We start from the raw sequence: 12,655 nt of genomic DNA, 5'->3' as shown, positions 1-12,655 counted from the left end.
TAGCCGTGAGTTCACAAATCTCAGACAGCCCCGAATCTAGGATTACGGTGGAAAACAAGGATCAGCTGATCGCTTGGTTCGAAGGCGGGAGCAAACCTCGGGAGGCCTGGCGCATCGGCACCGAGCACGAGAAATTTGGTTTCCTGATCAACGGCACAAGACCGGTGCCCTATGAGGGTCCGCAGGGAATCAAAGCCTTGTTGCTTGGGCTTCAGGAGCGATTTCGCTGGGAGCCGGTGATGGAGCAAGATTTCATCATCGGTCTCAAAGAGCCGGTGTCCGGCGCCACCATCTCCCTAGAGCCTGGCGGTCAGTTTGAATTGTCGGGGGCCGCTGTATCGCAGCTTCATCAGACCTGCCAGGAAGTGAACTCCCATCTGGCTCAGGTTCGAGAAATCGGTGATGAACTGGGTATCAGCTTTCTTGGCCTGGGTTTTTCGCCGAAGTGGACACTTGCTGAGACTCCGATCATGCCGAAGGGCCGATACGGAATCATGCGCTCCTATATGCCAAAAGTCGGCGGTCATGGTCTGGACATGATGTTTCGGTCCTGCACCGTGCAGGTGAACCTGGATTTTTCGAGCGAAGCTGACATGCGTCTGAAGCTTCGATCCAGTTTGGCTTTGCAGCCAATTGCCACTGCGATTTTTGCCAACTCGCCGTTCACGGAAGGGAAGCCTAATGGCTATCTGAGTTACAGGTCTCAAATATGGCTCGACACGGACGCTGACCGCACCGGCATGTTGCCCTTTGCCTTCGAAGAAGGCTTCGATTTCGAGCGTTATGTCGATTACGCCCTCGGCGTGCCAATGTATTTCGCTTATCGCAATGGTCAATATGTTGATCTTTCTGGGCAGTCCTTTCGCAGCTTTATGGCAGGAGGGCTTCCCCAATTGCCTGGGGAAAGGGCCACAATGCAGGACTGGTCAGACCACGTGACCACAATTTTCCCGGAAGTCCGATTGAAGCGGTACCTGGAAATGCGGGGCGCGGACAGCGGCCCATGGTCTCGGCTATGCGCCCTCCCCGCATTGTGGGTTGGTTTGCTATATGACCAGACCTCGCTTGAAGCGGCTTGGGATGTCGTCAAGAGCTGGACGGAGGAGGAGCGGCATGAGTTGCGCTCTGCGGTCCCGAAGACAGCTTTGCAAACGCCGTTCCGTCGGTACAAGATTCATGACATCGCCCGCGAGGTGATGGCTATTGCCCGAGCAGGTCTTAAATCGCGCAACCGCCAGGATGGGTTGGGTCATGACGAGACGATTTACCTGGATGCTATTGAGGATGTGGTCGCGAACGGCCGGACGGCTGCGGAGGATCTGCTCACTCAGTATTTTGGCGGGTGGAATGAAAGCGTCGATCCTGTATTTAAAACAAATGCTTATTGAAGTTGACGAACAATCAAGGAGTGGATCATGCGCTCGCTGATGCTGACGGCCTCTCCGCTCTATGCGGGTGTGCTGACACTCCTCTTCCTGATCCTATCCGCCCGCGTCATGCAGATGCGCGGAAGAGCGAAGGTCATGTTCGGGTCAGCGGGGGATCCGGACTTTGAAAGGGTGATCCGAGCCCATGGTAACTTTGTGGAATATGCGCCTCTCGGAATTCTGCTTCTTTTGATCCTGGAGGTGATCGGGGCGCCCAACATTTTGGTGAACGTCTTTGGTGTTTTGCTACTGATCGGTCGATTTGCCCACGCTGCGGGCCTAGCCGGATCCCGTCACATTATTGCACTTCGGGGTGCTGGAATGCTGTTCACCTTGCTCGCTTTGCTGGGACTTGCAGTTTCTGTCCTGTTCTACTGGTATCGCCTCATCTCGATCTCAGCCGTATGATTGTAAGGCCTGATTTTCTTCCCCACCGTCGCCGCGATGGTTCAGCAACAAATGACAATAAACCAAAGACCAAGTGGGTCAGTTGCGGACGCGTCGCAAGGGAATTGGGTTGATCGTTTTGCCCCGTCTTGGGCTGGCCCATATTGCCGGCTGGCGAGATTTGACCGACCCATAGGGACATGGCTTTTACTGCTGCCCTGTTGGTGGTCCATAGCCTTGGCGCAAAGTGCCAAGGGCGGCGGATTGCCCGACATGGGCCTGATCACCTTGTTCGCCCTCGGTGCGCTGGTCATGAGAGGGGCGGGATGCACCTACAACGATATTGTCGACCGCGACATCGATGAAAAGGTCGCAAGGACGAGATCACGTCCCATACCCAGCGGCCAGGTGAGCACTCGGCAGGCTGCAGCCTTTATGGTGATTCTCTCCCTCGTCGGGTGCTGCGTTCTCCTCCAATTCAATAGCTTTGCGATCGCGTTAGGCGTGACCTCGCTCGGCATAGTGGCGACATATCCTTTTATGAAGCGCGTCACATATTGGCCGCAGCTGGTACTGGGTTTAGCATTCAATTGGGGTGCGCTTCTGGGTTGGGCAGCAGCCTTTGGATCCTTGGCTTGGCCTCCCGTTTTGCTCTATTTCGCAGGCATCGCCTGGACCCTTGGCTACGATACAATTTACGCCCATCAAGATAAGGATGACGATGCGCTGATCGGCGTTAAGTCGACGGCGTTGAAATTCGGCACGGCCACTCGATCCTGGCTGATGGCCTTTTATGCTCTTTTCCTTCTATGCCTGGGAGTGGCTGCATGGTGGGCCGATGGGGGTTTGATATTTGTCGTAAGCTGGATTGCGGCGGCGCTTCATATCGCCTGGCAGATCCTCACCCTGGACATTGACGACGGGGCGCGTTGCCTGAGACTTTTCCGATCAAACCGCGACCTAGGGCTGATCATTTTCGCGGGCTTAGTTGCGGATAGTCTTTTTCGGGCTTGAGAAGTCGCATTGCCGCAGCGCGTGCTTCACCCTAGATGAGGGACCATGGAAGACACTCAAGACCATCTCATAGGGATCGCAGAGCAGGCAATCGCCCACGCCAAGCGTTTTGGAGCCGATGCGGCCGACGCCGTTGTCGTAGAAGCTTTGTCGGTTTCAACCGCCATACGCCTAGGCCAGCTCGAAGATGTCGAGCGTGCCGAAGGACAGGACATTGGCTTGCGGGTCTTCATCGGAGATTCGCAGGCTATTGTTTCGACCAACGATTTTTCCGAAGCGAATCTTTTGGCTTTTGCAGAACGCGCGGTTGCCATGGCGCGTGTGACGCCTCCGGATCCATTTAGCGCGCTTGTCATGCGCGAGTTATATGATCACAAGCCCGTGGATCTGGACTTGTTTGATTCTACCACTCTTGATCCGGATCACCTGGAAAGGCTCGCACGCGAAACCGAAGAGGCTGCACTGGCTGTACCAGGGATCACAAACTCCGAAGGTGCAGGCGCCGGGTATTCGGTTGCGGCAATTGCGCTTGTCACCTCCAATGGTTTTGCAGGCAGTTATCGTCGGTCAGGTTTTAGCGTGTCATGTACGGCTGTTGCCGGCAGTGGGACCGGCATGGAGCGCGACTACGACAGCTCAAGTGCGGTCTATTTCGCTGATCTTAGATCTCCGCAGGAAATTGGCGCGCTCGCCGCAGATCGCGCTATTCGGCGCCTGAACCCGCGCAAGGTGGACTCTTGCCGGGGGACAATCGTCTTTGAACCCAGAATGAGCCGCGGTTTTATAAGCCATTTCTTGGGCGCCGTGAATGGCGCCTCGGTCGCTCGGGGTACCAGCTTTTTGAAAGAGTCTCTTGGTGCCCAAATCTTTCCAGAGGAAGTCAGCATCACAGATAACCCTTTGAAGTGTAGAGGCGCCCGATCCCGCCCCTTTGACGGCGAGGGAATGGCAAGCCGTCCTTTGACCTTGGTCGGGAACGGCAGTCTCAACAGCTGGGTTCTTGACACGCGGTCGGCACGGAAATTGGGTCTTGCATCAACGGGTCACGCGACACGGGGCATAAGCTCGCCGCCTTCGCCTTCCGTGACCAATGTAACGCTGGAGCCCGGGAAGAGATCACGTGAGCAGCTGATCGGCGAAGTTGAGCGAGGGCTTCTTGTAACGGACATGCTTGGCCATGGTGTCAATGGCGTCACTGGAGACTACAGCCGTGGCGCCGCGGGCTTCTGGATTGAGAACGGCGAAATAACTTATCCCGTAGCCGAGATAACGGTGGCTGGAAATCTGAAGGATCTCTTCCGCACCATGAAGGTTGCGGACGACATGGAGGATCGCGGTGGAATTAATGCCCCCTCCATCAGTGTGGAAGGTGCAACGATTGCCGGCCGCTGATCTCGTCCTCCTCGCCGAGGCCGTAAGAGAGGCCGGCGCTCTGGCGCTTGCTCTGCGGAACAAGGGCGTTGAAAACTGGAACAAGGGCGATGGTACGCCCGTGACAGAAGCTGATCTCGCGGTCGATACATTGATCAAGAATCGGCTGACAGGAGCTCGTCCGCAATATGGCTGGCTGTCGGAGGAGACTGCCGACGACAAGACGCGCCTGGATCGTGACTTGGTGTGGATCGTCGATCCCATTGATGGGACACGGTCTTTTATGGCCGGCGAGCATGAGTGGTGCGTCTCAGCTGCCTTGGTGGAGCGCGGCATTCCGCTCGCGGCAGCGATTTACAGTCCGCCGACGGATGATTTGTTTTGTGCAGCACGGGGCGAGGGTGCAACGCTGAACGGCAAGCCTGTGCAGGTCAGCAATTGTGATCGCTTCGAAGAGGCGCGGCTGCTTGCTCGCGACACTGCTTTCCGGGCAAACCGCTGGGCTGGACGCGTCTGGCCGGCCATGAATTTGGACATGCGAAAGTCAATCGCCCTGCGGCTTTGCCTCGTCGCCACGGGAGAATTCGACGCGAGTTTTGCCTTGGGAAACACCAGCGACTGGGATATCGCCGGGGCTCATTTGGTGGTGACGGAAGCCGGAGGCGTGGTGACCACTCTGGCGGGAGATATTCCCCTCTATAACCAACCCAGTACGAAGCATCCCGGGGTGTTGGCGTCGGGCCCTGCTTTACACCGTCAATTCATGGAACATCTGCCGCATTTTTCAGGCTGAAGAGGAGGTCTCTGATGAGCGAACCGGCGTCGCTGCCCCCACGTCAATTGCTTCATCTGGTCTTTGGCGGAGAGCTGAGCAGCCTCGATGAGATCAACTTCAAGAACTTAAAAGATCTCGACATTGTAGGGATTTACCCGAATTTTTCCGAGGCAAAGAAGGCCTGGGCGGCCAAGGCGCAGGCCACTGTCGACAATGCGCAGACGCGCTACTTCATCGTCCATCTGCACCGCCTGCTGGACCCCGACGCAACGACCTAAAGGCGACCTTCGCCCTGGAGCTTGCCCAAGGGAAATCGGGCGATGGGATCGTTGGCCTCGACGGTCGTGAGGACGGCATCGATGGCCTGCACGTCCTTCTGCATCTGCGCGGTCAGCGCTTCCGCATCGCTAAAGGCTTGATCCGGACGGATAAATTCGACGAACTCAACTGCGAGCTCGGTTCCATAGAGATCCCCGGAGAAGCCCAGCAGATAGACTTCCAGCACCACGTCCGTCTTCCCGAAGGTCGGCCGTTTACCGATGTAACCTGCGCCCCGCCAAGCCTTTTCACCATTCCGAACACGGACAGCATAGATCCCCTCACCGGGATCGCAACCGTTCTCAAGGGCGATATTGACGGTAGGAAAGCCCATGGTGCGCCCCCGCTGATCCCCCGGAACGACCCTGGAAAGGACCGTCCACCGATAGCCAAGCTGTTGATTTGCCGATGAAACTTCCCCCTGACGAAGTTCCCGGCGAATGCTGCTGGAAGAGAAGGGAGCAACCCCGTCATCGTCGGTGACCTGCTCCACCACCGTGACCCCGAAGCCGAGCTCCTTGCCGAGTGTCCGCATCATCTCGGGCGAGCCCTTGCGACCCTTTCCAAAATGAAAGTCGTACCCTGTTACCACATGGCAAACCCCGAGCCTGTCTACCAATTCTTCCCTGACGAAGCTTTCGGCCTCCTTGCTGGCGAGGTCCCGATCGAAGGTCAGGATCTGCATGAAGTCGGCACCGCAGCCCCCGAGAAGCTTGGCTTTCATCGCTGGCGGCGTAATCCGGAACACGGGCTCATTCGGGCGGAACAACGTTCTCGGATGCGGTTCAAAAGTGACAACGCCAAATGGTGCGTGCAGAGCCCGCGCCTCCCGAAAAGCGAGGCTGAGCAACATCTGGTGGCCCCGATGGACACCGTCGTAATTGCCAATTGCAACAACTGCGTTTCGGCATGTTTCAGGAGCGATTTGATCGTTCTCAATGATGATCATGAGCGTTCCGGCACGAGCACCTTTGCCTCGCCATCCAGCACGACCGTCTCCCCCACGCTTGCCGTGCAGGCGAGAGTGACGCGCCTTCGGCGTGCATCGATCTCCACGATCTCGACGCGAGCAACGACGGTGTCCCCACAACGTACAGGTGCACGAAAGCTCAAGCTCTGCGACAGATAGATTGTCCCCTGCCCCGGCAACTGCATACCGATCACCGTCGAGATCAGACTCGCCGACAACATGCCATGCGCGATCCGCGTCTTGAACATTGTCGTCGCGGCAAATGCCTCATCCAGGTGAACCGGGTTATGGTCGCCCGACAGATCGGCGAACTGCTCGATCGAAGTCTCGTTGAGCTGCTTGCTGACGCTGGCCGACATGCCGATCGACAGATCTTCGAAATTATGGGCGCGGGGTTCCATCATCACATGCCCCTCCTCGGGCGCGGCGGACTTTAATCGCGCGGCGGGCCTGCTGCAACGCGAAAGGACTTACCAGCGCAGGACCGGCATGATCCCCTGAAGCCGCAGTCCGGGAGCTGTCTCGTCGAGCCGGGCAAGAAGGGGATCGAGGGCGGCGGGATCGCCATTATGCAAATCTTCAAGCTCATGGGCGTGAATGCCGCCGGCCACGAACAGCGCATCGATGCCATTGAGCGCAGCGCCGCGCATATCCGTCTCCATGCCATCCCCGATGGCCAGCACATCGTCGCGTCCGAGGTCCATATCCGCGAGATCGGAAGCAATGGCGAGGGCATCGCCATAGATCAGCGCGTCAGGCTTGCCCGTAAAGATGACCTTGCCGCCGAGCGCCTCGTAGCGGTCCGCCAGGGCACCGGCACAATAGAGGAGGCGGTCGCCCTTCTGCACCACCTTGTCGGGATTGGCGCAGTAGAAGATCTGACCCTTGGCGGCCATGGTTTCGAGCAGGGGATCGTAATCCTCCGGGGTCTCGGTCAGATCATCAACCAGGCCGGTGCACAAGACGATCTCGGCGTCCTCGATGGGAACCTCCGCGATGTCCAGGCCCTCGATCAGGCCCCGATCCCGATTGGGGCCGAGGAAATGGACGGCGGGATGGCCATGTTCGATCACCATCCGCCGCATGACGTCGCCCGACGCGAGCACTCGGTCATAGGCCTGCGCGGAAACGCCGAGCCGGTTGAGTTGGTCGATGACGGGATGATAGGGCCGCGGCGCATTGGTGATGAAGACGACGATGCCGCCTTGCTGCCGATAGGCGATGAGGGCCTCCACCGCCTCCGGGTAAGGCGTGACGCCATTATGGACCACGCCCCAGACGTCGCAAAGCCAAGCCTTGTAGCGGCCGGCGAGCGAGGCCGCACTTTCAATGATGTCGGTCATGAATCTATTGCCGTCTCATAGCTCTCCCCTGCGGAAGAGGGAGCAGTTGGATCGGGGTTGTCCCGGCCGGAGCGGAGCGCCGGGATCTCGTGGCAAAAGCCGATCGGGATCCCGGTTTTTTGCAGCAACACTCTCGGTGTTTCAACCCGCCCCGGATAACCGCGGAAGGAGCGGACGAGGCGAAGCCCCGCTCTCAATCCAGCGCGTTGAGCACCTTGCGGAGCTTGTCGAAGGCTTCTCCGACTTGTGATTCGCTGATGATGAGCGGGGGCGACAGGGCGATGGTATCGGCGGTCACCCGGATCATGATGTCATGATCGTGGAAGGCCTTGGTCATCGCCTGGTAGCCGCGCTTGCCGACCCCGTCCTTGTGCGGATGCAAATCGATGCCGGCGACGATGCCGATGGTGCGGATATCGGCGACGTTCGGAGCGTCCTTGAGGGCATGTGCGGCATCCGCCCACATCGTCTCCATGGATTGGGCCCGCTCGAACAGGCCCTCGTCGCGATAGACGTCGAGGGTGGCGATGGCGGCTGCCGCCGCGATGGGATGACCTGTATAGGTATAACCGTGGAACAGCTCGATTGCATTCTCCGGGCCTTTCATGAAGGCCTCGTAGACATGATCGCGCACAATGGCCCCACCCAGCGGAATCGCACCCGAGGTGACGCCCTTGGCGAAGGTGATGATGTCGGGAATGACGCCGTATCGTTCCGCCGCGAAGGCAAATCCGAGACGCCCGAAGCCGGTGATGACCTCATCGAAGATCAGCAGGATGCCGTGCTTGTCGCAGATCTCGCGCAGACGCTGCAGATAGCCCTTCGGCGGCGGCAGCACGCCCGTCGACCCGGCCATGGGCTCGACGATGACGGCAGCCACGGTGGAAGCATCATGCAGCGTGACGATGCGTTCAAGATCATCCGCCAGATGCGCGCCCCATTCCGGCTCGCCGCGCGAAAACGCCTGGTGCTCGCGATTATAGGTATGCGGGAGATGATCGACGCCGGTGAGCAGGCCGCCGAAGAATTTACGATTATTGACGATGCCGCCGACGCTGATGCCGCCGAAGCCCACACCGTGATAGCCGCGCTCGCGACCGATCAGCCGGGTCCGCTGTCCCTGCCCCTTCACATTGTGATAGGCGAGCGCGATCTTCAGGGCCGAGTCGGCGGCCTCTGATCCGGAATTACAGAAGAAGACATAGTTGAGGTCGGCGGGCGCGAGCATCGCGACCCGCGAGGCGGCCTCGAACGCCTTGGGATGGCCGAACTGGAAGCTCGGCGCGTAATCGAGTTCCGCGGCCTGCTTCTGAATGGCCTCCACGATGGGTCCGCGGCAATGGCCGGCATTGGAGCACCAGAGGCCGGCAGTGCCGTCCATCACGGCACGACCGTCGGTGGAGTAATAATGCATGTCCTTGGCACGTGCGATCAGCCGGGGCTGCTGCTTGAAGGCACGATTCGCCGTGAACGGCATCCAATAGGATTCGAGATTATTCGGCGAGGGCTCCCAAGCCGCTCCAGCCGCATAGGCTTCGGACATGATGGTCTCCAGACGAGAAGAGGCTCAAGCGGAGCCTGAAACGCGTGCGCACCCTATCAGAGGCATGGGGGCTTGGGCAAATCGCCATCCTGCGACGGAATGGAGCACAGATCGGCCCGTGGCCGCCGTCATGCCGGATCTTCGCCCCCCGCAGCAGCTCCGGCAGGGCTGCTACCGGTCGTCCAATCATGATAGGATGCGGCGAGGAGACGGGGATGATCTATCCGACTTTTGAGCAGCTGAAATGCATCGCACCGCAAGGCGACGAGGCGATCCTCCAGGCCGTCGCATCGAAGCTGCCCGAGCTTGGCCCGCGTTACGGCCTGGATACGATGCGGCAGGTGATCCACTTCATCGCCCAGGCGGCTCACGAGACGGACGGATTTCGAGTGACCCGGGAATATGCCTCGGGCGAGGCTTATGAGCGACGAGGGGACCTCGGCAATACCGAGTCGGGGGACGGCGTGCGGTTCAAGGGGCGCGGCATCTTCATGCTGACCGGCCGCGACAATTACGGCAAGATGGGCGAGATGATCGGTCGTGATCTTGTCTCTGATCCCGACCAGGCGGCGGATCCGGCGATCTCCGTCGAGATCGCTCTCTGCTATTGGCGCTCCCGCAGCCTCAACCTTCTGGCGGAGGCGAATGATTTCATCGGCGTCACCCGGCGGATCAATGGCGGCGTGAATGGCTTTGCCGACCGCAAGCTCTATTTCGGGCGGGCCTGCGAAGCTTTGGGAGAGACCGATTCGCTCATGCCCCAGATTGCAGGCCTGTTGGGTCCGGGAGATCGCGGCCAGGCGGTTATGGAGCTGCAACACCTGCTGAACGAGAAGCGCGGGGCGGGCCTCGATGCGGATGGTCGTTATGGCCCCGCGACCGTCGCGGCCGTGAAGGCCCTCGAAAAGGAGCTCGGCCTCACCATCGATGGCATCGGCCATCCCGCCGTGTGCGAGGCCCTGGCGGGATTGCCTGAGCCCGCGGGGCCGGCAGATCCCGCGGAAGCGTATTTCTTGGTCTGAGAGACGCTGCCCGCGTCGGACACGCATGAGGCTGCGATCCTTGCAGGCCTCCGATCCTTCTTAAGGATGTCATCGAAATAATCCGCCTTCGCAGGCGCTATCCAGCTAAAAGCCGAGTGTCGGGCTGCGCTGGAGCGCCGGGTGGGCGATGATTATTCGAGGCCTCCATTGCGCTTCGGATTGGACCGCCTATCTCTCCCCTTGACTTCCCCTCCCCAGATCGCCTATCTAGCGCACCGTTAGCACTCACCCATGCTGAGTGCTAACAACTGGTCGCCTCCGGGCGTTGTGCCCGCGTCGCGCCATTTCCCAGGTCCAGGAATTCCGCGACCCCAATGTCTGGGGACGCATTGCTCTTAGGGAGTAGAACTTATGTCATTCCGCCCATTGCACGACCGCGTTGTCGTGAAGCGTATCGAGGAGACCGCCAAGACCCCCGGCGGCATCATCATTCCGGACACAGCCCAGGAGAAGCCGCAGCAGGGCGAGATCATCGCCACCGGCCCCGGTGCACGCGGTGATGACGGCAAGGTCGTCGCGCTCGACGTCAAGAAGGGCGACAAGATCCTGTTCGGCAAGTGGTCCGGCACGGAAGTGAAGATCAACGGCGAAGAGCTGCTGATCATGAAGGAAAGCGACATCATGGGCGTGCTCGAGGCCTGAGCCTCACCGTCTTCCCGATGATCGAATGAGGGGCGACAGGCGCCGAGCCCGCCCCGCCACACCAACCGAAAGAGACAGAACATGGCAGCGAAAGACGTACGTTTTTCCACTGATGCCCGCGCCAAGATGCTGCGCGGCGTCGACATCCTCGCCGATGCGGTGAAGGTAACCTTGGGCCCCAAGGGCCGGAACGTCGTGATCGACAAGTCCTTTGGCGCCCCGCGCATCACCAAGGACGGCGTGACGGTCGCTAAGGAGATCGAGCTGGAGGACAAGTTCGAGAACATGGGCGCCCAGATGGTGCGCGAAGTGGCCTCGAAGACCAATGACCTCGCCGGCGACGGCACCACGACCGCCACGGTCCTGGCCCAGGCCATCGTCCGTGAGGGCGCAAAGTCGGTGACCGCCGGCATGAACCCGATGGACCTGAAGCGCGGCGTCGATCTCGCCGTGATCAAGGCCGTCGAGGAGCTCAAGAGCCAGTCCCGCAAGGTGTCCTCTTCCAATGAAATCGGCCAGGTCGGCACGATTTCCGCCAATGGCGACAAGGCCATCGGCCAGATGATCGCCTCCGCCATGGAGAAGGTCGGCAACAACGGCGTCATCACCGTCGAAGAAGCCAAGACCGCCGAGACCGAGCTCGACGTCGTCGAAGGCATGCAGTTCGACCGTGGCTACCTCTCGCCCTATTTCGTCACCAACGCCGAGAAGATGGTGGCCGAGCTCGAGGAACCCTACATCCTCCTGCACGAGAAGAAGCTCTCCAACCTTCAGGCCATGCTCCCGGTCCTCGAGGCCGTCGTCCAGACCGGCAAGCCGCTCCTCATCATCTCCGAGGACGTCGAAGGCGAGGCCCTGGCGACCCTGGTCGTGAACAAGCTGCGCGGCGGCCTGAAGGTCGCAGCCGTGAAGGCTCCGGGCTTCGGCGATCGTCGCAAGGCGATGCTGGAAGACATGGCCGTCCTGACGAAGGGCCAGGTCATCTCCGAAGATCTGGGCATAAAGCTCGAGAACGTGACCCTCGACATGCTGGGCCGCGCCAAGCGCGTCCGCATCGGCAAGGACGAGACCACGATCGTCGACGGTGCCGGCAGCCAGGATGAGATCGAAGGCCGCTGCAACCAGATCCGTCAGCAGATCGAGGAGACCACCTCCGACTACGATCGCGAGAAGCTCCAGGAGCGTCTGGCGAAGCTGTCGGGCGGCGTCGCCGTGATCCGCGTCGGCGGTGCGACGGAAGTCGAAGTGAAAGAGAAGAAGGACCGCGTCGACGACGCTCTCAACGCGACCCGTGCGGCCGTCGAAGAAGGCATCGTCCCCGGTGGCGGCGTGGCTCTGCTGCGCGCCAAGAAGGCGGTCTCCGCTCTCCACAGCGACAATCCCGACATCCAGGCGGGCATCAATATCGTCGCGAAAGCCCTTGAAGCCCCGATCCGCCAGATCGCCGACAATGCCGGCGCCGAAGGCTCGATCGTGGTCGGCAAGGTGCTGGAGAACACCGGCGCCTATGGCTTTGACGCCCAGAACGACGAATATGTCGACATGGTCGCCAAGGGCATCATCGATCCGACCAAGGTTGTCCGCGTGGCTCTGCAGGATGCAGCCTCCATCGCCGGCCTCCTGATCACCACCGAAGCCATGGTCGCCGAGCGTCCGAAGGATGCCGGTCACAGCCACGGCGGCGGCATGCCCGGCGGCGGCATGGGCGGCATGGGCGGCATGGACTTCTAAGCCAGCCCCGGCACATCGAGACACAAAGAGGCCGCCCGGAGCAATCCGGGCGGCCTTTCTCTTAGGCGCGCGCTCTACGCAGGAAGGGGCG

13 protein-coding genes are annotated in these 12,655 nt (G+C 60.1%); 9 read left to right on the top strand and 4 right to left on the bottom strand.

Going from position 1 to position 12,655, the window contains the following annotated elements:
• The first annotated feature begins 47 nt into the window (after positions 1 to 47).
• From FKM97_RS06575 to FKM97_RS06550, 6 genes are read left to right on the top strand one after another with little or no spacing between them, the layout of a single operon-like run.
• Positions 48 to 1,388 (top strand): glutamate--cysteine ligase, encoded by a 1,341-nt coding sequence (locus FKM97_RS06575; RefSeq protein WP_246104958.1) that lies wholly within the window; start codon positions 48 to 50, stop codon positions 1,386 to 1,388.
• Between the two features lie 27 nt (positions 1,389 to 1,415).
• Positions 1,416 to 1,835, top strand: coding sequence for an MAPEG family protein (locus tag FKM97_RS06570; RefSeq protein ID WP_144291574.1), 420 nt, complete (start codon positions 1,416 to 1,418; stop codon positions 1,833 to 1,835).
• A 36-nt stretch (positions 1,836 to 1,871) separates the two neighbouring features.
• The gene (gene ubiA, locus FKM97_RS06565; RefSeq protein ID WP_342783542.1) at positions 1,872 to 2,828 is read left to right on the top strand and encodes a 4-hydroxybenzoate octaprenyltransferase; all 957 of its coding nucleotides are present in this window, start codon (positions 1,872 to 1,874) and stop codon (positions 2,826 to 2,828) included.
• Positions 2,829 to 2,873: 45 nt separating this feature from the next.
• Entirely contained in the window at positions 2,874 to 4,220 is a 1,347-nt protein-coding gene (locus FKM97_RS06560; protein ID WP_144291572.1) for a TldD/PmbA family protein, read from the top strand.
• The gene (locus FKM97_RS06555; RefSeq protein WP_428977895.1) at positions 4,198 to 4,992 is read left to right on the top strand and encodes an inositol monophosphatase family protein; all 795 of its coding nucleotides are present in this window, start codon (positions 4,198 to 4,200) and stop codon (positions 4,990 to 4,992) included. Before FKM97_RS06560 ends, FKM97_RS06555 begins: the two co-directional genes overlap by 23 nt.
• Before the next feature lie 14 nt (positions 4,993 to 5,006).
• Complete coding sequence (locus tag FKM97_RS06550) at positions 5,007 to 5,252, top strand: DUF4170 domain-containing protein (protein WP_144291570.1); 246 nt, start codon at positions 5,007 to 5,009, stop codon at positions 5,250 to 5,252.
• On the opposite strand, the gene FKM97_RS06545 is transcribed toward FKM97_RS06550, so the two are convergent.
• The 4 genes from FKM97_RS06545 to aptA all read right to left on the bottom strand — a co-directional run bounded on the left by FKM97_RS06545 (position 5,249) and on the right by aptA (position 9,148).
• Positions 5,249 to 6,241, bottom strand: coding sequence for a bifunctional riboflavin kinase/FAD synthetase (locus FKM97_RS06545; RefSeq protein ID WP_144291569.1), 993 nt, complete (start codon positions 6,239 to 6,241; stop codon positions 5,249 to 5,251). The two genes, FKM97_RS06550 and FKM97_RS06545, sit on opposite strands and share 4 nt — an antisense overlap.
• Positions 6,238 to 6,666 carry a MaoC family dehydratase gene (locus FKM97_RS06540; RefSeq protein ID WP_144291568.1) on the bottom strand — a complete coding sequence of 143 codons (429 nt, stop codon included), beginning with the start codon at positions 6,664 to 6,666 and terminating at the stop codon, positions 6,238 to 6,240. Before FKM97_RS06540 ends, FKM97_RS06545 begins: the two co-directional genes overlap by 4 nt.
• Before the next feature lie 66 nt (positions 6,667 to 6,732).
• Positions 6,733 to 7,605: a TIGR01459 family HAD-type hydrolase gene (locus FKM97_RS06535; protein ID WP_144291567.1), complete on the bottom strand. Its 873-nt coding sequence runs from the start codon at positions 7,603 to 7,605 to the stop codon at positions 6,733 to 6,735.
• A 193-nt stretch (positions 7,606 to 7,798) separates the two neighbouring features.
• Complete coding sequence (gene aptA / locus FKM97_RS06530; protein ID WP_144291566.1) at positions 7,799 to 9,148, bottom strand: omega-aminotransferase AptA; 1,350 nt, start codon at positions 9,146 to 9,148, stop codon at positions 7,799 to 7,801.
• Positions 9,149 to 9,363: 215 nt separating this feature from the next.
• Between aptA and FKM97_RS06525 the strand changes: the two genes are divergently transcribed.
• From FKM97_RS06525 to groL, 3 genes are all read left to right on the top strand, one after another.
• Positions 9,364 to 10,170 (top strand): glycoside hydrolase family 19 protein, encoded by an 807-nt coding sequence (locus FKM97_RS06525; RefSeq protein WP_170240787.1) that lies wholly within the window; start codon positions 9,364 to 9,366, stop codon positions 10,168 to 10,170.
• A 372-nt stretch (positions 10,171 to 10,542) separates the two neighbouring features.
• Positions 10,543 to 10,833: a co-chaperone GroES gene (locus FKM97_RS06520; protein ID WP_144291564.1), complete on the top strand. Its 291-nt coding sequence runs from the start codon at positions 10,543 to 10,545 to the stop codon at positions 10,831 to 10,833.
• An 81-nt stretch (positions 10,834 to 10,914) separates the two neighbouring features.
• On the top strand, positions 10,915 to 12,564 hold the full coding sequence (groL, locus tag FKM97_RS06515; RefSeq protein WP_144291563.1) for a chaperonin GroEL: 1,650 nt from the start codon (positions 10,915 to 10,917) through the stop codon (positions 12,562 to 12,564).
• The last annotated feature ends 91 nt before the right edge of the window (positions 12,565 to 12,655 follow it).

It is taken from the genome of Rhodoligotrophos appendicifer (assembly GCF_007474605.1).
Lineage (GTDB): Bacteria > Pseudomonadota > Alphaproteobacteria > Rhizobiales > Im1 > Rhodoligotrophos > Rhodoligotrophos appendicifer.
Note: the sequence above shows the minus strand (reverse complement) of the source record. Positions and strands in the feature narration are given on the sequence as shown.